23 protein-coding genes and 1 pseudogene are annotated in these 26657 nt (G+C 29.4%); 8 read left to right on the forward strand and 16 right to left on the reverse strand.

Annotation, left to right across the window (positions count from 1 at the left end; genetic code table 11):
* Positions 1-69 precede the first annotated feature (69 nt).
* The 3 genes from VIM70_RS22115 to VIM70_RS22125 all read left to right on the forward strand — a co-directional run bounded on the left by VIM70_RS22115 (position 70) and on the right by VIM70_RS22125 (position 1490).
* Positions 70-705, forward strand: coding sequence for an MBL fold metallo-hydrolase (locus VIM70_RS22115; protein ID WP_331947939.1), 636 nt, complete (start codon positions 70-72; stop codon positions 703-705).
* A gap of 180 nt (positions 706-885) precedes the next feature.
* The gene (locus VIM70_RS22120; protein ID WP_071611001.1) at positions 886-1086 is read left to right on the forward strand and encodes a cold-shock protein; all 201 of its coding nucleotides are present in this window, start codon (positions 886-888) and stop codon (positions 1084-1086) included.
* Positions 1087-1310: 224 nt separating this feature from the next.
* Complete coding sequence (locus VIM70_RS22125; RefSeq protein WP_331947940.1) at positions 1311-1490, forward strand: hypothetical protein; 180 nt, start codon at positions 1311-1313, stop codon at positions 1488-1490.
* Positions 1491-1614: 124 nt separating this feature from the next.
* On the opposite strand, the gene VIM70_RS22130 is transcribed toward VIM70_RS22125, so the two are convergent.
* The 12 genes and pseudogenes from VIM70_RS22130 to VIM70_RS22185 all read right to left on the reverse strand — a co-directional run bounded on the left by VIM70_RS22130 (position 1615) and on the right by VIM70_RS22185 (position 15300).
* Positions 1615-2199, reverse strand: coding sequence for a hypothetical protein (locus VIM70_RS22130; RefSeq protein WP_331947941.1), 585 nt, complete (start codon positions 2197-2199; stop codon positions 1615-1617).
* Between the two features lie 111 nt (positions 2200-2310).
* On the reverse strand, positions 2311-3621 hold the full coding sequence (locus VIM70_RS22135) for a hypothetical protein (protein WP_331947943.1): 1311 nt from the start codon (positions 3619-3621) through the stop codon (positions 2311-2313).
* A gap of 77 nt (positions 3622-3698) precedes the next feature.
* Entirely contained in the window at positions 3699-4535 is an 837-nt protein-coding gene (rsmA, locus tag VIM70_RS22140) for a 16S rRNA (adenine(1518)-N(6)/adenine(1519)-N(6))-dimethyltransferase RsmA (RefSeq protein WP_331947944.1), read from the reverse strand.
* Positions 4516-5079, reverse strand: a complete 564-nt coding sequence (gene rnmV, locus VIM70_RS22145) for a ribonuclease M5 (RefSeq protein ID WP_331947945.1) — start codon at positions 5077-5079, stop codon at positions 4516-4518. The genes rsmA and rnmV overlap by 20 nt, the downstream gene beginning before the upstream one ends.
* 193 nt (positions 5080-5272) lie before the next feature.
* Entirely contained in the window at positions 5273-6313 is a 1041-nt protein-coding gene (locus tag VIM70_RS22150) for a 3D domain-containing protein (protein WP_331947946.1), read from the reverse strand.
* A gap of 282 nt (positions 6314-6595) precedes the next feature.
* Positions 6596-7363: a TatD family hydrolase gene (locus VIM70_RS22155; RefSeq protein ID WP_331947947.1), complete on the reverse strand. Its 768-nt coding sequence runs from the start codon at positions 7361-7363 to the stop codon at positions 6596-6598.
* A gap of 210 nt (positions 7364-7573) precedes the next feature.
* Entirely contained in the window at positions 7574-9091 is a 1518-nt protein-coding gene (locus VIM70_RS22160; protein WP_331947948.1) for a DUF445 family protein, read from the reverse strand.
* A 101-nt stretch (positions 9092-9192) separates the two neighbouring features.
* Positions 9193-11142, reverse strand: a pseudogene (gene metG, locus VIM70_RS22165) (methionine--tRNA ligase); the annotation flags it as partial.
* Between the two features lie 450 nt (positions 11143-11592).
* Positions 11593-13257 carry a putative ABC transporter permease subunit gene (locus VIM70_RS22170; RefSeq protein WP_331947949.1) on the reverse strand — a complete coding sequence of 555 codons (1665 nt, stop codon included), beginning with the start codon at positions 13255-13257 and terminating at the stop codon, positions 11593-11595.
* Positions 13250-13975, reverse strand: coding sequence for an ABC transporter ATP-binding protein (locus VIM70_RS22175; protein ID WP_331947950.1), 726 nt, complete (start codon positions 13973-13975; stop codon positions 13250-13252). The genes VIM70_RS22170 and VIM70_RS22175 overlap by 8 nt, the downstream gene beginning before the upstream one ends.
* 166 nt (positions 13976-14141) lie before the next feature.
* The gene (locus tag VIM70_RS22180) at positions 14142-14660 is read right to left on the reverse strand and encodes a spore maturation protein (RefSeq protein WP_331947988.1); all 519 of its coding nucleotides are present in this window, start codon (positions 14658-14660) and stop codon (positions 14142-14144) included.
* 64 nt (positions 14661-14724) lie between these two features.
* Complete coding sequence (locus tag VIM70_RS22185) at positions 14725-15300, reverse strand: nucleoside recognition domain-containing protein (protein WP_331947951.1); 576 nt, start codon at positions 15298-15300, stop codon at positions 14725-14727.
* Positions 15301-15477: 177 nt separating this feature from the next.
* Between VIM70_RS22185 and VIM70_RS22190 the strand changes: the two genes are divergently transcribed.
* Both VIM70_RS22190 and VIM70_RS22195 read left to right on the forward strand, forming a co-directional pair.
* Complete coding sequence (locus VIM70_RS22190; RefSeq protein WP_331947952.1) at positions 15478-16338, forward strand: putative ABC transporter permease; 861 nt, start codon at positions 15478-15480, stop codon at positions 16336-16338.
* A 13-nt stretch (positions 16339-16351) separates the two neighbouring features.
* Entirely contained in the window at positions 16352-16537 is a 186-nt protein-coding gene (locus tag VIM70_RS22195) for a hypothetical protein (RefSeq protein ID WP_331947953.1), read from the forward strand.
* 95 nt (positions 16538-16632) lie between these two features.
* On the opposite strand, the gene truA is transcribed toward VIM70_RS22195, so the two are convergent.
* Positions 16633-17370: a tRNA pseudouridine(38-40) synthase TruA gene (gene truA, locus VIM70_RS22200; RefSeq protein WP_331947954.1), complete on the reverse strand. Its 738-nt coding sequence runs from the start codon at positions 17368-17370 to the stop codon at positions 16633-16635.
* Between the two features lie 92 nt (positions 17371-17462).
* Positions 17463-18947, reverse strand: a complete 1485-nt coding sequence (locus tag VIM70_RS22205; RefSeq protein WP_331947955.1) for a YiiX/YebB-like N1pC/P60 family cysteine hydrolase — start codon at positions 18945-18947, stop codon at positions 17463-17465.
* Positions 18948-19167: 220 nt separating this feature from the next.
* Here VIM70_RS22205 and cls point away from each other — a divergent pair, with 220 nt between their 5' ends.
* Positions 19168-20622 carry a cardiolipin synthase gene (cls, locus tag VIM70_RS22210; protein ID WP_331947956.1) on the forward strand — a complete coding sequence of 485 codons (1455 nt, stop codon included), beginning with the start codon at positions 19168-19170 and terminating at the stop codon, positions 20620-20622.
* Positions 20623-20711: 89 nt separating this feature from the next.
* Here the strand turns inward: cls and VIM70_RS22215 are convergent, their stop codons facing one another.
* Positions 20712-23060, reverse strand: coding sequence for a DUF5050 domain-containing protein (locus tag VIM70_RS22215; RefSeq protein ID WP_331947957.1), 2349 nt, complete (start codon positions 23058-23060; stop codon positions 20712-20714).
* 245 nt (positions 23061-23305) lie between these two features.
* Entirely contained in the window at positions 23306-24652 is a 1347-nt protein-coding gene (locus VIM70_RS22220) for a GAF domain-containing sensor histidine kinase (RefSeq protein WP_331947958.1), read from the reverse strand.
* A 159-nt stretch (positions 24653-24811) separates the two neighbouring features.
* Between VIM70_RS22220 and VIM70_RS22225 the strand changes: the two genes are divergently transcribed.
* Both VIM70_RS22225 and rluF read left to right on the forward strand, forming a co-directional pair.
* A complete protein-coding gene (locus VIM70_RS22225; RefSeq protein ID WP_331947959.1) occupies positions 24812-25384 on the forward strand; it encodes an anti-sigma-I factor RsgI family protein in 573 nt (190 codons plus the stop codon).
* A gap of 53 nt (positions 25385-25437) precedes the next feature.
* The gene (rluF, locus tag VIM70_RS22230; RefSeq protein WP_331947960.1) at positions 25438-26217 is read left to right on the forward strand and encodes a 23S rRNA pseudouridine(2604) synthase RluF; all 780 of its coding nucleotides are present in this window, start codon (positions 25438-25440) and stop codon (positions 26215-26217) included.
* The last annotated feature ends 440 nt before the right edge of the window (positions 26218-26657 follow it).

The following is a 26657-nucleotide window of genomic DNA, read 5'->3' on the forward strand; positions in this document are numbered from 1 at the left end:
GTTCAAGTTGATTATTGGTTTCAACCTATACTAAAAAAGTAAAATTTTAAAAATAAAAGGAGAATTTACATGAAAATAACATGGTTAGGTCATTCATCCTTTCTTTTGGAAGATTCAAAAGGTAGTAAACTTTTAACAGATCCTTTTGACACTACTTTAGGATATGAAATTTATAAAGGTAGCCCTGATATTGTAACAATAAGTCATCAACATTTTGATCACAATTATTCCAAAGAGTTAAAAGGTAATTATAAAATCATAGATAAGGTTGGTACTTTCAATTTACATGATATACCTATAAAAGGTATCCCTTCATATCATGACAAAGCTAAAGGTGCAAAGCGAGGCGATAACATAATATTCACTTTTAGAATGGACGGGTATGCCTTATGTCATTTAGGCGATTTAGGGCACACTCTTTCAGATGATGATATAGACTCAATTGGAGATGTGGATATATTATTTATTCCAGTAGGTGGTAATTATACAATTAATGGCAAGGAAGCCTCAGAGGTTACAAAAAAAATAAACCCCAAAATAGTTATGCCTATGCACTATAAAACTTCAAAAGTGTCCTTTCCTTTAGATGGTGTAGAATCATTTCTTATACATATGAAAAATGCCTCAAAAATAGATAGTAATACACTAGTAATTAATCGTGAACTAAAAGGGTCAATGTCTGTAAAAATATTGAATTATATTTAAGCCATAATTTCTACATTATTAATGCTTAGATAAGTTTAGGTGTGCTTCATTAAATAAATACTAAAAAAATACAAATATTTTTTTTATTTTCAAAAAACTATTTCAAATTTTGTTAAAGTGTAGTATCATAATAGTTATGTTACAAATGTTGCAAATTTTTTTATTCAGGAGGAAAGTTATATGAAAACAGGTACAGTTAAATGGTTTAATTCAGAAAAAGGGTTTGGATTCTTATCCGTAGAAGGAGAAGAGGATGTATTCGTACATTTTTCAGCTATTCAAGGAGACGGATATAAGTCTTTAGAAGAAGGACAACAGGTTCAATTCGAAATAACTACTGGCGCTAGAGGCCCACAAGCTTCAAACGTTACTAGATTATAATTCGAAATCTAAGTAATCTATAATATAATACAAATTAATTATAGATAAACCACCTATCACTTTGTGATAGGTGGTTTTTAGTTTATGTATATAATACATAATATCTTGTTAGTATGTCTGTATATCTTATCCATAAAAACATTATAACTTATATGAATATAATAGTGATTTTTGCTAAAACTACTATAAAGTAAGTATATGTTATATGGAAGGATGATTTTATAATGGTTGGGAAAATAATCGATATGAACAACACCGATGCATTTATTAATTTTTTAGATGGAACAACTATGGACGTAAGTATTTCTCGTTTACCTAAAGATTCAAAAACAGGGGATACAATCGATTTAAATATTGGAAATGTTACTAATATGCTTAGTGATAAAATGATAAATTTTCTCTAAAATTTTAATAATAAAAGTCTGTATTTGCATTACAAATACAGACTTTTATTTTTTTGTATAATTAGAGTCTCCTTTTGAAATATTATTATCTAAAAAATAATGTTTTAAAAAGTTTTAAGCAAATCTATTTAATATTTAACGTTTCAACTATACTTTCAAAAATAGCTCTATAAGTCTCTTTAAAATTAACATTTCTAATAAAAAATGAAAATCTATAAAACTCTTTTCCATTATCAATAAAATATTCATAAGACTTGTACCAATTATCACCTTTTGTATTAATTAAGTATTGTACTAAGTATGTTTTCTTCCCTGCTACAATAATATCGTCTATTTTATAATTTTTAATTTCATTTTGCTCCTGAGATATGTTTTTACTATTGTCTAAGAATACTTTTAGGTCCTGTTTATTTTTCCACACTTCTACAAATCCGTGAATTACTGCATCCGATGATTGAAAATCATTATGATAAATAATCTCTTCACCATAATTTTTTTTCTCTGAGGTTGTCCATCCCACAGGCAATTTATAACTACCTTTCCCATTTATTATCTCATAATTATTAAGTAACTTAATATTATTCTCTACAAGAATGGTAGTTTTTAATTTATCATTAAATTGCTCTGATATTCCTAAAAGCGTAATCATAAGTCCTAGGACTATTACTATAATTCCAACTTTTTTTCTGTTTATAACTATAACTTTCAACTTACCCCTCCACATATTAATATTAATATACTATATGTTATTTATTAAAATAATATTAAAAAATTAAATGCGCGACTAAAATATTATAGCCTCGCATTTAATTTTTCTATATTATTTTTTTAAAGGGACAACAATTGTAGAATTTTTGAAATCATAAAACATCAGCCAATGTCCCATTTCGTCATTTTCTTTATCTGAAATCCAAGTTACAAAACCAGTTTTGCCTCCATAAGGTTGATGAGATTTAGATTTTGTGCCAGGTATCCCATAAACAATATATTTCATTTTTCCACTTGCATCACATTTATATCCTAACATAAAATATTTATGGTTCATAATGTATGGGTAGTAACTAATCATAGGATAATAGGCTATTGTATATTTATTGTAGTCACTCAAATCATACATATTCTCTAAGTCATGCACAGGTACCTTATACCATGTGCACCATTTAATTTCTTTAGAGAAATCCTTTGCTTCCTCAAAATCTTGCGCCACCACCTTGAAGAAATTTCCTATAGTCCCTTTAGGATATTGACCTTTAAAGTAATTATTTTCCTCATCATTAGACTCATGTTTTTTGTCTTCTTTAGATTGTTTTTTATTTTTATCTCTATTCGCATCAAAAACGTCTTCACCTTTATTAACTTCTATCTCTTCTTCTAATTTGTCTGTAATCTCAACATCTTTAGATGTAACGCTTTGATTAGCATTTACTTCATCAGGGTTCTCTGATGTACTTCTTAAAGTAGTATCTGCTTCTTTGCAAGCTTCTTCATCTACATTTTTTTTCTCTTCTAAAGATTCAATACTTTTAGCATCAACACTTTTATCGTCGACTCTGTCATTACTCCCTGCTTCTTCATTTTCTTTTACTTCTAAGTGTTCAATAATTTCATCACTTTTCACTTTAATTAGTTCAATACTCTTTTCATATTCATCAAATTCATTAACCACATCATCTGACCTTGTTTCTTTCTTTTCCTTATTAAAGTCCGCTAATTTATAGTTTTTCCATTCGATTGGTTTATCTGTGGTTGAGAATCCACTCATTATTGAAATCACATTTGTATCTAGAAATTTAACAATTGCGGCTCCAATAATTTTTTCAGCAGAAATGCCTGTATCTGCTATATTGTCCATATCATATTCATGGAAAATGTCTACCCTACCATGATCGTCTATGTTCAATTTACCGACTTTTATGATTTTGTTGACATCTTTTTTACCACATATCAAAATCATGTAATAAGGTTGTTTTTCTTTTCTTAGGTTTTGCACATAGTATGAAATCTTACATTTACTGTTTTTCATCTCGAGCTTTGCATAACCAGAAGGGATTTTCTCAGAGTCTAATGAATAGCCTTTTTCGTCTTCTTGTAATATAATAAAATACCTACTATAATTTTTTTTAGGCGTCACTTTCTTTTACCTCCATATAAAACTTATTCATTATAATATATGAAGTATATAATAAAAAATGAACAACATCTGAAAATTTATTTTAAAAATCCTATTTCATCCGAAAGCAGAGCAAACTCTTGAAGTGATAAAGTCTCTCCTCTCCTCTTAGGATCAATATTTGCTCTTTCAAAACATTTTAGTAAATCTTCTTTTGCAATACCTATATCCTTAACAGAATTCCATAAGATTTTTCTTCTCATATTAAAAGATTTCCTTACTATAGAAAAGAATAGTTCTTCATCATTCACCTTAACTTTAGGCTCCTTTAATCTATCTAGTCTTATAACCATAGATTCTACCTTGGGCTGTGGCAAAAATGCTGTTGGTGGCACCAACCTAAGTATTTTTGTATTGCAATAATATTGAACTAATATTGAAAAAGCTCCATAAGCTTTACAATTAGGCTCTGAATCTATCCTCTGCGCAACTTCCTTTTGTATCATTATAGTTAGGGATTTAAAATTATAACCACCAGTAAGTAAATTCACAATTATCGGGGTTGTTAAATAATAGGGTAAATTTGCAACTAATTTTACTGATTTTTCATCTCCAATTAATTCATTAAAATCTACTTTTAAAGCATCACCATGTATAAGTTCAAAATTATCGAACTCTTTAAGCTCATCTTCTAATATTGGTAAAAGTTTATCGTCTAGTTCTATAGCACAAACTCTTTTAGCTCTCCTTAAAAGTGCTCTAGTTAATGTTCCAAATCCTGGTCCTATTTCAATAACAAAATCCTCTTCATTAACTCCTGCTCCATCTACAACGTCGTCTAGTACAGAGTCATCTATTAAGAAATTTTGACCTAAACCCTTTTTAAACCTAAATTCATATTTCTTTACAACCTCACTAATCGTCAAATCTGCCATAATTCATCTCCTTGTTTATTTTTTCTATAGCTATTATAAATTCCTCTTTTACAATTCCATAGTTATTAAGTCTAGTAATAAATTGTGCGCAGTTACCATAACCTATACCTAATTCATTTCCTAACGCATCTCGCCTTTCCTTAGCGCGACTATCGGCAGTTAACTTAAAAAATATCATATCTTTCACGTCAAACTCTTTTCTTTTCTCTTGAACTTCAAATTTTGCAGCTTCAAGAGCTCTTAATATTGTTTCAGGTGATGCATTTTCAACACCTATATCGCCATCCTTAGTACCTTCTTTTTGAGATATGTATGCATGTTTTACATTAGCTATTCTTTTAGAAATAATTTTTCTTATTTTTTCTCCTGCAAAGTCCGGATCAGTGAATACTATTACACCTTTCCTTTTTTGAGCTTCTCTAATTTTATTAATTACCTTTTCGTTGATTCCAAATCCTCCTACAGATATAAGTTCAGCTTCTACGGCTCTTTTAACTGCTGTAATATCATCTCTTCCCTCAACTACAATTACTTCTTTAATCATATTGTCCTCCTAATTCTTCATTTCGAAGATAACACCTATATGTATTTTATCCTAGTTTGTATATGCTAATGTATCCCTTTCATTTTGCATAAAAAACAAATATATCCCTAAGTATTTCTTTTATTTCTGTATCTATAATACCATTTTACTTATTAATAGTGAACTATAAAACAAAAAAAAGGAGCTTATGCTCCTATTGTAAAATGTAAATATTTACATTTCGTGTTCCCCAATCCCAAGTTTCACCACTAGAATTGTAATACAAATCTATCCTGTTACCCTTTATAGCACCACCTACATCTTCTGCAATGGCGTATCCATATCCTTCTACATAAAGCTTAGTTCCCAGTGGAATAACCCTAGGATCAACAGCTACAGTACTAAATCCGTTAGGATCTCTTTGCGCTATTACACCCGTTGATGTCCTACCATAAGCAGCATCCCCCGGGCTTTTACCAGTGCAATTATAATCAGCAGAATATGCTGTTGCCCTAACATTCATTTTCTTAGTATAATTAATATCACCTCCACGAGATGGTGAATATACATTACCAGTACCTAATGCAACTATTTCTTTAATCGGGTTTGATTTAATTTTTTCACTGATTAAATTTCTAGATACCTCTTTACCATTTTCATAGACTATAGCTGAAGTTATAAGTTTCTGACCTGCTCTGCCCTCTTGAATGACTTTTTTTTCACCTTGCTTTAGTTCGCTACTACTCTTAGTCTCAGTTGCAAAGTTTATCGCTTTAATTTCTTGAAGATTTTTAGTGTTTACTCTTGTTATTGTTACTTGTAAGCCTGATTTTAGTTGATCTCTTGTTAATGGGGTAATTCTGTCTTCATCATTTAATACAATTTTTTCTGCTTTTAGCATATCTCCTACTGTTTTTTCAGCAGTTTGTATATTCAATTCTTTCCCATCAACTGTCACCTTAACATTCACAGCTTTTTTTATATATATTTTGTCTCCGTCTTTTACTTCACTGTCTAAACTAACTGTTATTTGGTCTTTTGACCCTAATGCTATATTGTTACTTTTTAGTATTTGTGTAAGATTACTTTTTAAAGTCGTAACTTGTATAGATTTACCATCAACGATAACAGATATAACTTTTTTCATATTAAATATAGTAACCGTAATGCAAGTTAATAACAGCATCACTACAAAAACTGTCTTGGGCCCATTTGAAAAATAGTTCTTCAAATTATTTTTCGCGTTTGTCATCATAAAGATTCCCTCCCTTGGTCAAGAGTACTTGGGTATTATACCTTGAAGCAATAAATATGTCAAATTTCGAACCCATTACTCATAATTTTGACTGTAAATGCATCATTATGCATACAATTATAATATTTAATTATAATTTTAGAATAAATTAACTAACCCAGTCTTGAGGGTAAACTGGTAAAAATAATATCTACCATTAAAATTATATGTTTAATACTTAATTTTAATGACTATTATTTATTTGTAAAATTATTCCATATATTAACTACTGATTATTTTACACTATTTATCTATTTTTAGCAAACATTTTATATTGAAAATGGTTGCATTTTCAATCTCATCTATGTTTTTGTCCTTTATTTCCGATATTTTTTCTATTATAAACTTAATGTAATCAGATTGATTCCTTTTTCCTCGATGTGGTACGGGTGCCATATAAGGACAATCTGTTTCAACCAATATCCTATTCATTGGTACAACCCTTGCAACTTCCACTGTTTTTTTTGCATTTTTAAAGGTTATTACTCCAGTAAAACCTATATAATACCCCAGTTTTAAACACTCATTTGCAAATTCAACACTTCCTGAGAAGCAGTGAACTACCCCTATTACATCTGGGAATTCCTTTAATATATCTAAAGTATCTTTATGTGCATCCCTATCATGAATAACCACCGGTAATTTAAGCTCGCGTGCCAGCTCCATTTGAAGTCTAAACGCTGCCTTTTGAATTTCTCTATCTGGGTTTTCAGCAAAATAATAATCAAGTCCTATTTCTCCTATAGCTCGAACCTTTGCATTTTTCGCTAAATTTCTTAGTTCTTCTATAATTCCCTCATTAACTGTATCCGCATGTTCAGGATGTACGCCTACTGCCGAATATATAAAATCGTATTTACTGGATAATTCAACTGACATTCTTGCGCCGTGTATTGACGCACCACAGTTTAAAACTCCAATTATACCTTTATCTTTTAACCCCATAATTACTTTATCACGATCTTCATTAAAAGCCTCGTCATCATAATGTGCATGTGAATCAAATATCATAATATATACTGAATTAAACCTATTAGTTAAGAAGTTTAATTACAGCTTTCACCATCCTTTCTATGTTTATAAATTCTTAAATATACTATAAATATTTGTTTAATATTATATCCCTAAAACTAAACAAATATACAAAATTATACAAAATATTCAAAGAAGTAAAAGTCACTTTCCCTGGAAAGTGACTTTTATCTATTGATGGATTATGTACTAAAGTGACCCGAGAATTGGAGATAATAACCCCATAATTGCTCCTAGAAGTGCACCTAGCCAAGTTATAGCATTTAACTCCTTACTAGCAATTTCTAATATAATTTTTTCTGAAAAAGCTACATCAAATTCATTGATTTTTTCTTCAACTATTTTGGGTATATCAAACACTTCAATTACATCTGCCGCCTTATTCTCTATGAATTTATTGTATAATCCCCTAACTACCTTAGCAAGAGAGTGGGCTACTTTATCTCCTTCTCCCTTAAATATTGATTTCATCTCTATGTTTAACAATTTATTGGTCATTATTGATACTATTTCTGTAATTTTTATCTTTGCAGAATCACTTGCTACTAAAGTTTCTATTCGGTTCCTAATAAGTTCTTCTATTACATTTTTATAATTTATACCTGTTTTTTCTAGCAAAGCCTCAATAGAAATATAATTATTAAATTTACCCTCAAGTGTTTCAAAGACGCTTCTAACAAGTTTTTCATCTACAACCTTTGATGTAAATAAGTTAATTAAAGGCTCTATACCGTCGTCAATTCCGTTTTTAGGCAATTCAGAAAGAACACTAGCTATTGAGTTTTTAAGCAGTTTGTCCATTATATCATTAATAATTAAAGCAATATCATCATGATTTTTCTCGTCATCTAAGAATTCATCTATACCAATTACAACTTTTTCATAGATACTATCCGTATTCATAAACATTGCTATCATAGGGCTTAATTTAGTACTTATTGTTTCTCCTACTATTTCCTTTATTTTTTTACTATTTTTTTCTTCTTTTATCATTTTTTTAATTTCCATGGCAATATTATATCTTTTACCATAAACATATACTTTTAAATTGCTAATTATCTCTTTAGGTACAATGTCCTCAAAATTTTTTTCCAAAACTACCACATTAGCTACTTTCTCTTTTAACATCTTTTGGATTGAATTGTAAAAGCTTTTTGAATCCTTATACTCAATAGTAACGTCTAATACTTTATTTTTTATTGAATTATATATTTCACTTTCACAAATGACTTGAGGTTTAACCGTCAGTTCTTGCAAAATCTGAGAATATGCAATTTTAACAATTCTCTGTTTAACATCATCTTTATTTATATATTCAATAAGTGATTTAGAAATATTGTTGCTAGTATTCTGCAAAAGCACACAGTATTCATCACCTAATAATGCTTTTACCTGGTTTTCTACTGTAACCTCACTATTTTTCATAGAGTCAACTTTACTTTGCACCCAAAAATCCAATTGCTGATTCATATTTTCACTACATAAGGACTTTATAATTGTTTCTTTTGTCAAAAGGTGCTGGCCTATAGACTCACCTATACTTTTAGAGATTCTATACTTTTCCTTTGGTATAAGACCTGGAGTAAATGGAACTTTAAAATTAAAAATTCTAATCTCCTTGTGAGGTCTAAATAACATTTTTATAGCTAACCAATTGGTTATGTACCCGATAACAGCTCCAACTAAGGAACCTATAATAAACTTCATAATATTTCCCCCTTGCGGTGCTTCTTAGTACAAAACAATTATTAATTGTTTCAAAAGCATGAAGTCTATTTCAATAGTGCTCCATGCTTTCTTAAATAATTTTACCTTACTGTACTTCCTGTAGGCAATTCTCCTGGTACCGATATAGCAAATAGCTTACTATCATCCTCGTTCGCTGCTGCAATTATCATTCCTTGTGATAATTCCCCTCTTAAAGTAACAGGCTTTAAATTGGCTACTAGTACTACATATTTGCCAATTAAATCTTCTGGCTTATAATTTTGAGCTATTCCCGAAATTACTTGTCTTATTTCTCCACCTAAATCTACTTTTAGTTTAAGTAATTTTTTTGATTTTTTCATTGACTCGCATTCGAGTACCTTAACCACTCTCATATCAATCTTATCAAAATCTTCTATAGTAATTTCTTCTTTAACTTTCTCCATAGTAGGTTTTCTTGTTAATTTCCTTTGCTCTTCTACGAGTTTGTCAAGTTCTTCTATTTTGGCTTCCACATCTATTCTTGGAAACATCACTTCTCCTTTATTAACTTTTGTCCCAGCGATTGTGCCATCAAATGATATAAGACTATCCCAAGTGGTTGCATTTGTATTTATTTGAGCATTTATTTTCTTACTTGTAGTTGGCAAAAATGCTGATATTAGTACTGATGTCATTCTTAAAGATTCCACTAAATTATATAATACTGTGCCTAATCTTCCCTTTTGAGATTCATCTTTTCCAAGGACCCAAGGTGTTGTTTCATCTATATACTTGTTAGTCCTCCTAATAAGTGACCAAACATGATCAAGTGCTTCAGGAATTTTAAGATCATCTATAGCCATTTCTACCTTACCTGGAATTGAAAGAGCCAGTTCTATAAGTTCATTATCAACATCGGCTTTTTCTGATACCTCTGGAATAATTCCATCAAAATATTTTTCTATCATTGTTACTGTTCTTGATAATAAGTTTCCTAGATCATTAGCTAAGTCTGAATTTGTTTTCTTTATGAATATTTCATTAGTAAATATTCCATCAGAACCAAATGGTATTTCATGAAGCAAATAATATCTTACAGCATCCACTCCAAAGTGATTAACTAGTATTACTGGGTCTACTACATTTCCTTTAGATTTTGACATTTTTACTCCACCATCAAAAAGAAGCCATCCATGACCAAATACTTGTTTTGGAAGAGGTAAATTTAATGCCATGAGCATTATTGGCCAATATATTGTATGGAATCTTAATATATCTTTTCCTATTAAGTGCACATCCGCTGGCCAATATTTTTCATAAAGAGACGTATCTTCTCCATTGTAACCAAGGGCTGTTATATAATTTGATAAGGCATCTACCCATACATATATTACGTGACCTGGATCAAATTCTACCGGTATTCCCCAGTTAAAGGTTGTTCTTGAAACACATAAATCTTGGAGACCTGGTCTTAAAAAGTTATTTAACATTTCATTTTTTCTTGATTCTGGCTGAATAAATTCCGGATGAGTTCCAATATATTCTATAAGTCTATCTGCATATTTCGACATTTTGAAAAAATATGCTTCTTCCTTAGCTTTTTCCACAGGCCTTCCACAATCGGGACATTTTCCATCTACCGCCTGAGTTTCTGTCCAGAAAGATTCACAAGGAGTACAGTACCAACCTTCATATGCACTTTTGTATATGTCACCTTGATCATACAGCTGTTTAAATAGTTTTTGAACTGCTTTTTTATGATATTCATCTGTAGTCCTTATAAACTTATCATAACTTATATCCATAATACTCCACAATTCTTGTATACCAGCAACTACTTTGTCTACGTACTCTTTTGGAGTAACTCCTTTTTCCTGCGCTATTCTTTGGATTTTTTGACCATGCTCATCTGTTCCTGCTAAGAACATTACATCATAGCCTGTAAGCCTCTTAAATCTAGCAATTGCATCCGCCGATACTGTTGTATATGTATTCCCAATGTGTAAATTTGCTGATGGATAATAGATTGGTGTAGTAATGTAGAAAGTTTTTTTAGTCATAGTTTTCTCCTGCCTCTCGTATTTAAATTAACTTATATAATCTTCAGATTTTATTTCACGGGAAATAAAAAAAATCTCTAAACAGAAATAATATTCTGTTTAGAGACGTATTTAACGTTTTACCACTCTAATTTATCCCTATATCACTATAAAGATCTCAATGGGTGACCATCATCACCTTCCAATATAACGGTTGTTCCCGTATTATCCTAATAATAAATTTAAAGTCTATTTTTGCAATAAGCTTTTAATTTTCACTTAGATAATCTGCTTAGAGGCCATGTTCATAAGCTTCCATACTACTGATTTTCACCTATTATCAGCTCTCTTTTAACATTTAAGCTTATTACTCTTCTCATCATTGCATTTATCACTAATAATTGTATTGCAAATAAATCACTATGTCAATATTTTTATCCTAAACTTCTATAATTATACTTAAATCATCTTATTTTATAACTATGACTCTATTTTTCCTAAAATTTTCACCCCTTTTGTACCTAGCAGATAATATAACACTACATCTAAAATTCCATATAAACCTGCTATTAAAGCAAATACTACCCATTTAGTTATTTCAAACTTGATAATTAAAAATACCGTAAGCCCACCTAATGCAATGCAAATAATCATACTAACTATCACGTTAAAATTCTGCTTAACTGCCTTCTGTTCCGTGTCCCAGTTAAGCTTAGGAAAATTCAAATCAATAAATATTCCTATAAATGACGTTAATAATATCCCAACGCTACCAACTATAAGCATTAATAAAACTAAATTCAATGGCAGTTTTATTAATATTATGCCAAGTATAATTACCACAAACATACCAGCCACGCCTAAAACTGCTGCTGATAATACCTTTGCCATAAGCTGCTCTTTATATTTCATAGGTATATATTTTAATATAAATAGATTTTTACCTTCTCTTGTTATCGCGGTAGTTGAAATTGAATTACTACAAGATGTAAAAAGCATAACTGCAAAGAAAGCTCCTAATACTACTCCTGTACTTCTACCATCTTGTAATAGCTCAGTTAACTTCTTAAGTTGTCCCCCGCCGCCATTTTGTGAAAAAACCGGTATAAGTAAAAATACTGGCCATAAAAAATTCATAAGTACACAATTTATAAAATAAATTGGCGTCCTAAATAAAAGCTTTAATTCTTTTAATACATATACCTTTAGGGAAGATCTTTGTGTTGTGTTTTTTATGAGTTCTAGGTTACTAAGAGTTTTTCTCTTTGAGGTTGTTTCAGACACTCCCATTACGCCTTTAAAATACAACACTTGGCCTAATATTATAAATATTATTAATGCAGCTACTGATATTACTACAAATAAAATCAAATTAATAAAACCCTGAACATTAGAAGTATTAACTAAACTATTTACAGCTATCTTAGTACTAGGGAATATTTGAGTAGCCAAAGAAAGTAACGAGTTATTCCCCTTTGCAAACATTTCAGTAATTGATGATTGACTTATATTTTGCGAGAACCTTTGAATATATATATTGATTCCTACACCAACAGACATCGCTATAATCCCACCGAGCAATCTAAACCTATCCTTATTTTTTGCAATATTAGTAAATCTCATTATAATCATGTTAATTACAGATGCCATTACTAAAGGAACTATAGGCAAGAGTAAAAATATAACAACTCCATATGCATAATACAGGGCTCCACCATCACTCTTTATACCAAAAGCAATTAATGTAGGTGCAAAAAATATAATTTCAGTGAGGTATTCATAAATTAGTACTACAGTAAATTTAGCTCCCATAATGTGCCATGGTTTTAAAGGTAATGGTAATAAGTTTTCTACATCCATAGAAAAGTAGAATATGCCCATGGCATAAAAAATTCCAAAGAAGAAAATAACAACACTAACAACAGATAATCCAAATCCCAGTATAACTCCTTCTTGACCTATAGCATGTAATCCATCATAGGCCATAAATATAAACTTTCCAAACCCTATTGCCATAGGTGTCAATGCTAGAATTAAAATTAATCCAAGAAAGATTTCTTTTATCCCATTTTTATTTTTCTTATTACTAAAGGACTTAGTCCCTGTTTTTAATAACACCATAGTTAAAGCTATAAATTTACTCATTTTCAGTCATCTCCAAGAAGATTTTTTCCAGTGAACCACTTGCTTTAAAATGATCTCTTAGTTCTTCTAGTGTTCCACAAAACAACATTTTCCCCTTGTTTATTACAGCAACCCTATCACATAATTTTTCAGCAACTTCTAGAACATGAGTTGAGAAAAATACAGTTTTACCGCTACTGGCATGTTCCTTCATCATTTCCTTCAAAACATAAGAAGATTTAGGATCAAGTCCAGTCATTGGTTCATCTAAAATCCAAACCTCTGGTTCATGAATAAGTGCACCCATAATAATAATTTTTTGTCTCATACCATGAGAATAACTTTGAATCTGATCTGTTAATGCATTACTCATTTCGAATCTATTTGCTAATGATTCAACCCTTTCTTTTCTAAGAATACTTGAAACATCATAAATATCTGCCATAAAGTTTAAATATTCAATCCCCTTAAGTCTTAAGAACATATCTGGATTATCTGGTACAAACCCAAATTGCTTTTTAGCATCCAAATCGTTTTTTTCTATATCAATTCCATTGATAGTGATCTTCCCACTGTCAGCACTCAATATTCCAGTAATCATTTTTATAGTAGTAGTTTTCCCTGCTCCATTTGGTCCTAAAAATCCGAATATTTCTCCATCCCGTACATTTAGGCTTATGTTATCTACCGCCTTGTTTTTATTATTGTAGCTCTTATTCACCGAAGTAATTTCAATCATATTTCATCCCCCTCTTATTTCTCTAGGGGGGCGACTAACAATTATAGATTATTAGTCGCCCCCCAATATATTCATTTATCTTTTTTTAATAATATAGTAAATATACATAGTAATATTAACATATTTATTGTTTTTTTACAATATATGTTACGAATTCCTAATGTTATTAAAAGAAAAACTTAGCCAAGTTAACCGCCATTATAACAGCCGTAATATCTGCTAATATTGCTGCCACTAGTGCATGCCTTATTTTTTTTACATTTACTGCTCCAAAATACACTGTCAAAGTATAAAAGATAGTTTCGGTTGATCCCATTATTATTGATGCTACCCGTCCTATGTAACTATCTGCCCCATATTGTTTTATTATATCTGTAAATACTCCCAAAGCTCCACTTCCTGAAAGTGGTTTTATTAAAACTAAAGGAACAACTTCTGGTGGTAACCCAATAAACTTAACAATTGGTTTTACTAAATAAATAAGAAAGTCTAAGGCTCCAGAAGCTCTAAATACATTAACAGCTATTATCATAGCCAGAAGGTATGGAAAAATCTTTAAGCAAATGGTTATTCCATCCTTTGCGCCTTCAACAAAACACTCATATACCTTTACTTTCTTAATAACTCCATATGTGACTACTATACCAATAATAATTGGAATTAGTCCCTTTAAAATATATGATATTAAATTACCTACAATCACCTTATTTCACCTACCTCCTATTTGATTTAAATAAAATATTTTCTCATTAAAAATATTTTTGTAAAATTTTGCAGTAAACTACACCTAGGACTGCTGCAGTACCTGTGGCAATAATCGCAGGTATTATGATAATTGCTGGGTTTTGCGAATTATAAGCGGCTCTTATAGATATTACAGTTGTAGGTAAAAACTGAATACAGGCAGCATTCAAAACTAAGAATAAAACCATATCATTACTAGCTGTATCCTTTTGTGTATTCATTTTCTGCATCTCTTCCATAGCTTTTATTCCAAATGGAGTTGCTGCATTAGATAGACCCATCATGTTTGCGGTTAAATTCATTGTAATACTCGACATTGCCTTTTGGTTTTTCCCAGCTTTTTTAAAAATAATTTTTAATATTGGCTTAAGTACTTTTGCTAGCTTATCAGTTAGCCCACTTTTTTCAGCAATTTTCATTATTCCGCACCAAAGACACATCATTCCAACCAGCCCTATTATAAGTTCTACAGAACCAGTTGTTGATGTAACCACGGCCTTTGAAACAATTTCTCCTTTTCCTGTAACAATACCAATAATTATTCCTAATGATAAAATTAAAAACCAAATGATATTTATCATATATTTTCCTCCTAGAAATCAAATTGAATTATCATTGTTTCTTAATATATATGTATATATTTCCATATAATATCATGTATTAATATTTTGTTTACATCACACACTATAAAAAAAATGATTTTTGTGGTATTATTTTGTTGTTCAATATACTAGACCTTTATAAAAGGGAGTTAATTAATGATTAATATATATTTCCTAAATTTTAGTTTATTTTCACTTTTTTGTTATTTTACTATTTATTCCTTTATGGGCTGGTGTCTAGAAACTGTATACTCTACCATAATAAAAAAAGAATTTGTTAATCGAGGCTTCCTAAATGGTCCATTTTGCCCTATTTATGGCTTTGGTATTGTATCTATTATTGTTTTGCTAAACCCTATTGAAAATAATTATATTTTTCTTTTTATAGGTTCAGTATTTTTAACATCAATTGTTGAATATATAACAGGGTACATTTTAGAAACCACATTTAATAGTACTTGGTGGGATTACAGTAATAAGCCATATAATCTCCAGGGACGAATTTGCTTATCTTTCTCTATAATATGGGGGTTTATAGCAATATTTATTTTAAAAGTAATCCATCCCCATATTATTTATTTAGTAAATTTAATACCCCCTAAGCATGGCACAATATTTTTTTATATTACGCTTATATATTTCTTCATCGATTTTACAATTACTATAATTACAATATTTAAATTAAGGTCACTTTTATATCAATTGAATAAAGCATATTCAGAATTAACTGATAAACTTTCAGATTTTAAATTAAATTTAGGTAATCCTAAAAACATACCAGAATTAAAAATTAAGTTAGATCAGCTAATAGCAAGTACCGAGATTAAAATGATTAAGAAAAAATCTGATATAACAAATATCATAAAAGAATTAAAATGGAGATATGATTCTTTATTTATTAAAAAACGCCCTAATTATTCAAGAATTATAAGTGCCTTTCCTGGTCTTAGATTTAAAGGTTTAGATTCTATTATAAAAGATGTCAAAAATAAAATTCGCAATAAAAACAAAAGCTAAAGGAGATTAAATAATGAAACAAGATAATTTGAAACTAGCACAAAAGGGAATTGATGATGCATTAGACACTATAGAGTCCTTAGAGAAAACTATAAAAGAAACTCCTCTTCCAAAAAATATATTAAAAGAGAGTTTTTATATTCTATCAAAAAAAGTTGATGAGATTGAAGATATCTTAAAAAATGAAGGTATATTGTAATTTTACATAAAATTATATATGTAAATAATTAGAAGAGGCACATGAGTTAAAAACTCATGTGCCTCTTCTAATTCAAAAATATATTAAATTGAATCTTAATAATTGACTTCTTCTAAAAACAAGCCTTTAGCTGGTGCAATATGTCCTGCATATTTTCTTTCTTTTTTATCTAAAATACCACTAATTTCATTAACATCTGTTTCACCAAGGCCTACTTCAACAAGTGTTCCAACTATTATTCTTACCATATTTTTCATAAACCCATTTCCTTGGACGCTAATTTCTATATTCCCATCATCATTTATTATATTTATTGTAAAAATAGTTCTTACTGTTGATTTTTTCTTGGTTTTAAGTGTTGTGAAACTTTGAAAATCATGTTCACCTATTAAAAATTCTGCTGCTTTTCTCATCTTGTCTATGTTTAAAGGTAAAGCTACATGATAGTCATATTTTCTAGTAAATACATCGTGCGCTTTGTTATTACAAATATTATATACATATTTTTTTACCTTTGCGTTATATCTAGCATGGAAATTAAGATCCACTTCTTCCACTGTTTTAACTACAATATCTTCTGGTAAATATTCATAACAATAACTACGCATTTTATGTGTAGGCATTGTAGATTCTGTTCTAAAATTTGCTACTTGATTTGATGCATGTACTCCAGCATCTGTTCTTCCTGATGCAGTAATTTCAATGTTTTCTTCCGCCATCTTACTTAAAACGGATTCTATTTTATGCTGAATTGTATTATCACTATCTCCGAGTCTTTGCCATCCTTTATACCTAGTACCATCATATTCTATTACAATTTTTATATTTCTCATATTTATTATTTATCCTACTTTCTGTTTTAGAGTTTAATCTAATATTTTTATTTTTTTTAATACCTTAACTATATTATATACATATATCCTAATTAATAAAACATACCGTATAAAATAATTTTAAGCTTTGACAATACAAAATTCAATTTCACTATAGGATGTCTTGTTTCTGTATTTAAAATAATCCTACGCTTTAGTATTCTCCACTTAGATAACTTCCATGTTGTTTTTAAATCATTTGCTGTTTTCCTTATAGCTTTTTTTTCTTTTTCACTTCCATCATAAAATACTACAAATTCAAATTCTGAATTTTCACTATCAATTTCTTCATCAAATTTTTTAATAATACTATTCGGTGAGAGTAATAACCTGCCTGCTTTAGACTCTAAGTTAAATGTAATCCCCTTCTTATTACTTGAGTATAAATATGACTTATAAATTAATTCACTACAAAACAAAGCATTATCTGTCATAATATCAAAATTATAATCATATGCTTTTCCTAAATATTCAAAAGCTACAAATATAGCCTTTAACTTATCTTCTTTAGATAATTTAGGACGTAATGCAGAAAAATAATCAACTTTTGCAATAGCTTCTAGAGAATTTATTACAACTCCTGGTGCAATAACTTCTATAATATATTCTTTATTGCTTATGTCTTTTAAATCGTCGTAAACCTTAGGGTAAATTACTTTTACATACTCTGACGCTGTTAAACAATCATCCAATAGAATATCATTAAAATACTTGTCCATCTTATCTAAACACCCTATATAAATTGCAGTATGAGTCCAAAAACCTGGCAACCCTATATTTGTTAATTGATAATTGTTTCTCTTGAAAAGTACATCTCCTGGGAGTAATTCTTCCTTAATAATATTAATATCTTCATTGCTTATATATTTTTCTTTTCTACTAGAATAATCAACTCCAGTAATACTTATAGCAATCCATTTTTGAAATGGGAACCAAAAATCGAAAACATTTTTACCACAAAAATCAATCAGGTTATTTCTAACAATATTTCTATGATTTTTAACAAGTTTTATAACATTTAAATAGTTATTACTAGCATAAGTTAATAACTCTTCTTCGTTTTCATCCCTTTCGTAACCATAAATTTTATAATAATTTACCATAAAATCAAAGTAATGCTTGCTCCTAAACAACGTCAGCATATACGAAATTTCTGTGATTTCTTGTGTTATATGATAATATTGTTTTTTATTAATATTGTATTCTGGCCTAGATTCATTTAACATCGACTCCAAATACCTGTTTTTATCAATAATATTTGCCAGCAATACTGCGTTTTTACGTATTGCTATAGTTGATGCATAAATTAATAATTTATTTTTATTTTTTCCCCTAATTTCATTTAATTCATTATAACATCCTACGTAACTAACCCATTTATCTAATATACTTTGTTTATCAACTAAGGACATATTTTGGATGTTAGAACTAAATAGTGTTTCTCTAGACTGAATCCCATTCATAACATGCTCTAATTCTTTTATAAGCTCCAAGGATCTGTTTATTTCCTCTTTAACCATTCTATGAACTAAGCCCATATCCTTCTCCCCCATAAATTGGCCTCAGCAATTTAGTATTATTATACCATAGAACTTACTGTTCCTTTAATAATAAAATTATAAAATTAAAATATTTCTATTTCATATAAAAATATTCTAAACAAATATTTTTTTGTATTTTACAAATTTTTTCAGTTTTTTTTTACTAATTTATATGTATACTATGAATATAAGATAAAATGAATTTTTGGAGGCTCATATGTTTGCAAATGAATTATTTTTACGTTTATTTAATTTATTATTTGTTGTTAATATCCTCTTTGCCTTTGCCGTTGTTTTTATTGAACGAAAAAATCCTGCAAGTACTTGGACATGGCTTATGGTTTTGCTATTTTTACCTAGCATAGGATTTGTTTTATATTTGTTCCTTGGACAAAACTTAAAGAGAAAAAAGATGTTTGCACTAAAAAAAGAAGAACGAGAAAACCTTACGTCAATTATTAATAAACAAAGGGAATTTCTAAATGATGAAGGTTTAATTAAATCCAATCCCTTTTTAAGTAAGTATTCTGATATGATGAAACTTAATCTTTGTAGTGATAATTCTTTTTACACCAATAATAACAATGTAACTATATTTACCGATGGTAAAGCAAAATTTGATCAACTTAAAGAATCCCTTAAAAATGCAGAACTATATATTCATATGGAGTATTATATATTTCAAAATGATAATTTAGGAAATGCTATTCTTAAAATTCTATGTGAAAAAGCTATAGAGGGAATAGAAGTAAAATTACTTTATGATGGAATGGGATGCCTTAAGGTGCATAAATCTTTTTTTGCTCCACTTATTGATGCCGGAGGGAAGGTTTCTTGTTTCTTTCCTCCCTTTGTCCCATATATAAATCTTAGATTGAATTTTAGAAATCATCGTAAAATATGCACAATTGATGGAAAAAATGCCTTTATAGGTGGATTTAATATTGGAGATGAATATTTAGGACATTCTAAGAGATTCGGTTTTTGGAGGGATACTCATTTGTTCATACAAGGAGATGCAATAGATGCACTTGAGTTGCACTTTTTAATGGATTGGCGATTTGCGGCAAGTGAAGACACGATTTTCGACAACAAGTATTTTCCTCACAGATCTCCATTAGGTAAAACGGGTCTTCAAATAGTTTCAAGTGGTCCTGATTCCACTTTTAATTCTATTAAAAATGGTTATTTAAAAATGATAAATAAAGCCGAAAAAACTATTTATATAGAAACTCCTTATTTTATTCCAGACGATAGTATCTTAGAGGCTTTAAAAATAGCATCTTTGTCTGGAGTAGATGTACGTATAATTATACCTACTAAACCAGATCACCCTTTTGTATATTGGGCTTCTACGTCTTATATGGGAGAACTCCTGGAATCTGGCGTCAAATGTTATACTTACAATAAAGGTTTTCTTCATAGCAAATTTCTCTCTATTGATGAATCTATAAGCTCTGTAGGTACCGCAAATCTAGATATTCGAAGTTTTACTTTAAACTTCGAAATTAATGCATTTATATACGATAAAAAAATCACTTCAGAATTGGACCATTTTTTTATTGATGATTTAAAATCCTGTGATGAACTAACTCTTGAAAAATACACAAATAGAAATTTCATAGTTAAATTCAAGGAATCTATTTCAAGATTAATTTCTCCTATACTATAATAAAAAACCCAATATATAATAAAAAACCCCACAAACACTTTTTTAATGTTTGTGGGGTTTTAGTAATCCTCATTGTTGCACTTTTTTTACTAATTTACTAATTGCCTTTCGCTTCCATCCTTGTTTATTTTATAAAATTTCTCATCGCTCATATTTTTATATAATATCCAATCACCTTGAATCTCTATGTCAGTAGTCCAATCGTTATTTAGCTTAGTATTTCCAAGACCATCTTTTCGAATTTTAAATAAAAATCCTCCATTAGAATAATCACTGTAATAAATCCACTGTTCATCTATAGCTTCATATTTAGATTTGGAATCATTAAGTTTCGCACTAATTTCTCCATCTAATGACATTTTATATAATTTATACCCATCTAATTCATTACTGAAATATATAAAGGGACTATCTATTACCGCATGGTACATAGATTGCAAGTATTGAAATTTTTCACTATCACAAATTTGATAGTTTCCCCTAATCCATACATGGCTCTTAGCCATTTCTACATCAGATAAATTAAAGTAAGTATATCTCACCTTATTCCCTTCATCTGGAGATGGGTCATCCCATGTGGCATCTAAATGATAATATTTTCCATCTATTCTCACTATATTCCAGGCATGTGACTCTCCTGCATAACCTTCTACTACTTTTGCTTCTATTCCTGCTAAATTTAATAGTAACTTCATTGTATCAGCATATCCTTCACAAACCGCTTTGCCTTTAATCAAAACTCCATAAGCAGTATAAGAATCTTCTGGCACTGTTTGATTAATATAATTTTCATAATCATATGCCGTATTTTTCACAACATATTCATGCAACGCTAATTCCTTTTCTAATTCGCTCATGTCACTGCGAGTTACATCATTTACAATCTCTTGTGCCTTCTTATATGCTGCAGCCACCTTAGTATCGTTAATAAGTACATCATATTTATTGTCTATAGCTGTATACAATTCTTGGAAACTATTAACTTCAGTATATGGCTTAACTGGCACAACCTCATTACCATCATCATTTGCAGCGATAACTTTTATTACCTTTAATTTCACTCCTTCATAGAGTTTTTTTTCAGGTTGTTTTTTCATTATTCCCCATAAAGTTGAGTTAGAAGACATTGCCCATAAATCTAAAACATATGTTCCTGGTTTTGTAGGCGTCCACTCGGTTTGCCCTCTATATGGTTTATCGTCTATAGTCCACTCTCCTGTTACAGTGTTAAAAATATAAAGTTTATATGTATATGGCCCAGCCATTCCACTTATGCCTTTAATACCACTTACTATAACCTTTTCTCCTACTCTATAAGTGCTTTTCTCAATATTCATATCATTTATAGTATAAACTGTATTGCTATTATTTTTCACAACACAATTTAAATAAGAATAAGAATAGTTATCAAATTCCTTCAGTGATTTTTCCCCTCTCACCCATACCCAAAGTTTATATTTGCCAACTGTAAACTTCTTATTAGGAGAAATCTCGTAAGGTTTATCTGCGTCCACTAAAGGTGTATACCCATTAGTGATATCTTCCATGGTTTTTTTATTTTCATCATATATCCATGCTTTATACTGGACCTTTTCTGCATACTTTGAAGTTAGGTAGAATTTCTCTGTGTCTCCTGCTACTAGAGGTAAATGCCCTATACCTACAAAGGATACTTGTACATCTTTTGCTGCATCTTTTACTGTAATAATTTTCATCTTCCAGCCTTCATATAATTTTGACCTTGGATCCTTTATTAAGGACTTCCAAAGCGAAGAATTATTAGACATATCCCAAACCACTAATGCATAGGTTCCAGGTTTGGTAGGTACCCATTCTAAATTATTTCTATATCCTTTAGTATCAATTATCCATTCATTGGCCACGGCATCGTATATATGAAGTTTATATGTATATGGACCTTCCATGCCACTAATATCTTTAATTCCACTTACTGTAACCTTTTCTCCTACTGTATAAACATCTTTAGTAGTATTCAAATTTCCTGATGAATATACTCTTTTTTTATCATCCCTAGTTAGACAATTTAAACTAGATGTATACTCACAATCATATTTCTTTACAGAATTCTCTTCCTTAACCCAAATTATAATCTTGTATTGACCGGTTTTAAATTTTACACTTGGACTAATGATATACGGTTTAGTGGCATCTACGGATTCTGTATACCCATTAGTAATTTCCTCGGTTTTATTTATGTTAAGTTGATTTAAAAAAACTCTATATTTAACTTTTTTAGCTCCCTTAGCAGTTATATAAAAGCTTTCAGTATCTCCTTCAACTAATGGAGAATGGTCTACCCCTACAAATGCGACCTTAACAGTATTTTCTACCGCCATAACATATTTAGAATTCCCCCCTAAAATAATAGTAAGGAATATTAATAATATTACTTTAAACATTTCTGAGCCTTTCTTCAAAAATCCACCTCCATGATTGGTTTTAATATATTAAGTGTTTCCAATAATTCTTTACTATGTATTCATGGTTTACATAATATTTGTTAATATTTTATTATAAATATTAGTCGCTATAATAAAACTATTAAAAAATTCCCAATGAATATATTATACATGATATACTTTTTTTATTCCATATGTAAATGCGGTCACATTTATTAGTAATTATTATAAATTTTACATTTTCTAATTGTATAAATTTATTTTTACCTTAAAATGGGTATACTAAATGAAAAATCAGTTCCTTTTTCCACTTCACTTTCAACCCATATTTGTCCACCATGTTCTTCAATAATAAACTTGCATATAGATAATCCAAGTCCAGTACCTCTAGGTTTATTTGTAAGAGTATCACCAACTTGGCTAAATTTTTCGAATATATATTTTTTATCTTCCTCGCGAATACCCAAGCCAGTGTCACTAATACTTACTATTATATTCTCCTCCATGACTCTTGCGCTGCATACTATGCATCCTTCCTCTGTAAATTTTATAGCATTAGAAATAAGGTTAATTATTACTTGCATTAATTTATCTTTATCCGCCATAATCTTAGGAAGTGGTTCACTTATGCTTTGTACTACTTGAAGCGATTTTTCTCTAATAATTGGGTTAGTTAATGTTATTACCTGAGTAATAATTTCTTCTATATCAATTTCTCTTTTATTTAATATGACTTTTCCGGATTCTAATCTTGATATATCTAGCAAATCATTTATAAGGTTAGATAATCTCTCGCCTTCAGATAAAATTATATTTATATTTCTCCTTATTTTAACTACAGCATTTTGATTTTTTTCACTGACAAGATCTAGCTCATCTACTATTGTCCCCTCAAATTTTCTCTTTACCATTTCTGCAAAACCAATGATTGAAGTTAAAGGAGTTCGAAGCTCATGAGAAACTGTTGACAAGAAATCTGTTTTCATCTTATCTATGTCTTTTAATCTTTTAAACAGTGTAACATTTTCTATAGCTAAGGCTACTTGACTAACAAATGAAAAAGCATTATCACTTTGCCCTCTATTATACGCTGCCCTTTTATGGCTTAGCATTATCACAACTCCATATTTTTTTTCTTTATACACTATTGGGATTATAAGTAAGCTCCTCATGTGATATAATAATACCTGATACTTAGTCTTATATTTTATACATTCTAATTTATTTAAATCCTTAATATAATAAGGAGCTTTGGACTCTATGACACTATTAATTAGCTCTATACATTTATTATCATGAAGGTAGCTACTTAGGTTTATCTCCTTTCCCTGAAAATGACAGGCCATAAGCTCAAAGTCATTTTCATTTTTAAATATACTTATAGCAATATCATAAGTTAAAATTTCATTTAAATATTCTAATAATTCATTGAAAATTTCATCTATATCTATAGTAGATTTAAATATACTAATATTAGCATTAATATTTTTATCAAATTCTCTACGTTTTTTAATCATTAATCTTTTAATTTTTATATTAGTAACTATAATATTTATTATAATTACCACAGCAATAAATAAGTAACTTTTGCACCATAATATTTTTATCATAGTATCCCTCTATTTTTTACAAAATATTTTACATATCTTTATATGTAAGACTTAATTTAATAATTTACTCCAATTGAAAATAACAATTTTTTCAGCTTATGTCAAGTATTATTAAATATATATTGTTGCTATTTATTATGATATGAGAGGAGTTCACTTATGCGAAAAACTGGTAAAATAATAAATACTGAAAAAAATAAAGTGTACATTATAACTGAAAATAATGAATTTGTAACTCTTGAAAAACACGAGGTTGTACCTGTAATAGGTGAACCGTATTCAGGTGAAGTATCTAAGAGTTTCGCCACCTGGAAGTATTTTTTAGTAATTGCTTTTACAATATTACTTTTATTTTCAATTAAAAAGTTTTATTTAGATAATAGATATGATTCTTCAGTTATCGTAGATATGAATTGTTCTATAAAGATGGTGATAAATGGTTCAGGTATAGTTAAAAAAGTTGAAGGTATTAGCTCTGGTGGCTATAAAATAAATGGCCTTGTAGCTTTAGAACATAAATCAATAAACGAGGCCTTGCATTTAATTTTAGATGAATCCATAAAACTAAAGTATCTTACTAAAGCCCATGCTGATGATGGATTTAAAATTTCTATTTTTATCTCTGGCAATAAAAATAGAACTCCAATAAATTTAACTGAATTTAAAAAATATGCTGGCATACATAATTTTAAAGTTTTAATAAACAACAATGGAGAGGCTTTAATTGATTAAGGGTACCCTTTGTTGGATATCCTTGTTTCTATTTGTATTAAGGGCGGTGTGAAATGAAAACCATACATAATGAAAAAGAGAAAAATATTATTAATCACGAGGAAAATGATACTTCAAAAACTAGATTAAATAAATTTATAAGCGAAACGGGTTTTTGCTCTAGGCGAGAAGCGGATAAAATGATTGATAAAGGCAATGTCACCGTAAATGGTAAAATTCCTGAAATGGGAACTCAGGTCTCTACAAACGATCTGATCAAAATAGATGGTAAACTATTAAAAAATAAAGAAGAATTGCTTTATCTAGCTTTCAATAAACCCATTGGGATTACCTGCACTACAGAACATAAAGTTAGAGGGAATATCATAGATTTTATAAACTTTCCAAAAAGAATTTTTCCAATTGGTCGCCTTGATAAACCTTCTCAGGGACTTATATTTTTAACTAACGATGGGGACATTGTAAATAAAATCCTACGTTCTGGTAATAACCACGAAAAAGAATATATTGTTACTGTAAATAAACCTATTACCCCTGATTTCATAAAAAATATGGCAAATGGCATACCTGTTCTTAAAACTATAACTAAAAAGTGTTTTGTAAAAAAAGAAAGCAAATATATTTTTAGAATAATTTTAACCGAGGGGCTGAATCGTCAAATACGAAGAATGTGTGAGTATTTAGGATATGATGTTGTAAAACTTGAGAGGCTTAGAATTATGAATGTTTCTATAGCTAACTTGCCAATTGGGAAATGGAGATACCTAACCCAAAATGAATTAGTAGGTATTAATAAGTTAATTTCTGATTCTATTAAAACAGAGAATGCTTGAAAAAAATAAATTACACATATTTTTGTTATACCGTCATATAAACTAGTGAAATATCATTAAAAAAGCACACAAATTTGTGTGCTTTTTGCTTTAAATAAAAGTTATCAACATTATTCACACAGAAATTGTGTATAACTTGTTAGTCTTAGTTAATAATTACTATCTGATTTCCCATCTAATTCTTTTCATAATAATATTCTTAATTCATGGGTAACTATAACTCTAACTTCTTTTAAATATACCTATTCTATACCTCAAACTGCAATCATTACCTACATACTGTTTAAGCTTCATACTAGCATTATAGGACCTTGTGTAATCCTTTTCAATTTTAAATAAGAAATACTTTTGTTTTGCTTTCAAATTTTTACTTAGATAGCCTTTATTTTATTATACTCACAATTTTTAAGGTATAGCCCCGTTTATGGAGGTAATTTAAT

Source organism: Clostridium sp. (genome assembly GCF_036569345.1).
GTDB lineage: Bacteria > Bacillota > Clostridia > Clostridiales > Clostridiaceae > Clostridium_AD.

Bases quoted from the DNA above. Each gene is read 5' to 3' on its own strand.
- VIM70_RS22115 (WP_331947939.1), top strand. From the start codon at position 70: ATGAAAATAACATGGTTAGGTCATTCATCCTTTCTTTTGGAAGATTCA.
- VIM70_RS22120 (WP_071611001.1), top strand. From the start codon at position 886: ATGAAAACAGGTACAGTTAAATGGTTTAATTCAGAAAAAGGGTTTGGA.
- VIM70_RS22125 (WP_331947940.1), top strand. From the start codon at position 1,311: ATGGTTGGGAAAATAATCGATATGAACAACACCGATGCATTTATTAAT.
- rsmA (WP_331947944.1), bottom strand. From the start codon at position 4,535: ATGGCAGATTTGACGATTAGTGAGGTTGTAAAGAAATATGAATTTAGG.
- rnmV (WP_331947945.1), bottom strand. From the start codon at position 5,079: ATGATTAAAGAAGTAATTGTAGTTGAGGGAAGAGATGATATTACAGCA.
- VIM70_RS22150 (WP_331947946.1), bottom strand. From the start codon at position 6,313: ATGATGACAAACGCGAAAAATAATTTGAAGAACTATTTTTCAAATGGG.
- VIM70_RS22155 (WP_331947947.1), bottom strand. From the start codon at position 7,363: ATGATATTTGATTCACATGCACATTATGATGACGAGGCTTTTAATGAA.
- VIM70_RS22160 (WP_331947948.1), bottom strand. From the start codon at position 9,091: ATGAAGTTTATTATAGGTTCCTTAGTTGGAGCTGTTATCGGGTACATA.
- VIM70_RS22170 (WP_331947949.1), bottom strand. From the start codon at position 13,257: ATGAGTAAATTTATAGCTTTAACTATGGTGTTATTAAAAACAGGGACT.
- VIM70_RS22175 (WP_331947950.1), bottom strand. From the start codon at position 13,975: ATGATTGAAATTACTTCGGTGAATAAGAGCTACAATAATAAAAACAAG.
- VIM70_RS22185 (WP_331947951.1), bottom strand. From the start codon at position 15,300: ATGATAAATATCATTTGGTTTTTAATTTTATCATTAGGAATAATTATT.
- VIM70_RS22190 (WP_331947952.1), top strand. From the start codon at position 15,478: ATGATTAATATATATTTCCTAAATTTTAGTTTATTTTCACTTTTTTGT.
- VIM70_RS22195 (WP_331947953.1), top strand. From the start codon at position 16,352: ATGAAACAAGATAATTTGAAACTAGCACAAAAGGGAATTGATGATGCA.
- truA (WP_331947954.1), bottom strand. From the start codon at position 17,370: ATGAGAAATATAAAAATTGTAATAGAATATGATGGTACTAGGTATAAA.
- VIM70_RS22205 (WP_331947955.1), bottom strand. From the start codon at position 18,947: ATGGGCTTAGTTCATAGAATGGTTAAAGAGGAAATAAACAGATCCTTG.
- cls (WP_331947956.1), top strand. From the start codon at position 19,168: ATGTTTGCAAATGAATTATTTTTACGTTTATTTAATTTATTATTTGTT.
- VIM70_RS22220 (WP_331947958.1), bottom strand. From the start codon at position 24,652: ATGATAAAAATATTATGGTGCAAAAGTTACTTATTTATTGCTGTGGTA.
- VIM70_RS22225 (WP_331947959.1), top strand. From the start codon at position 24,812: ATGCGAAAAACTGGTAAAATAATAAATACTGAAAAAAATAAAGTGTAC.
- rluF (WP_331947960.1), top strand. From the start codon at position 25,438: ATGAAAACCATACATAATGAAAAAGAGAAAAATATTATTAATCACGAG.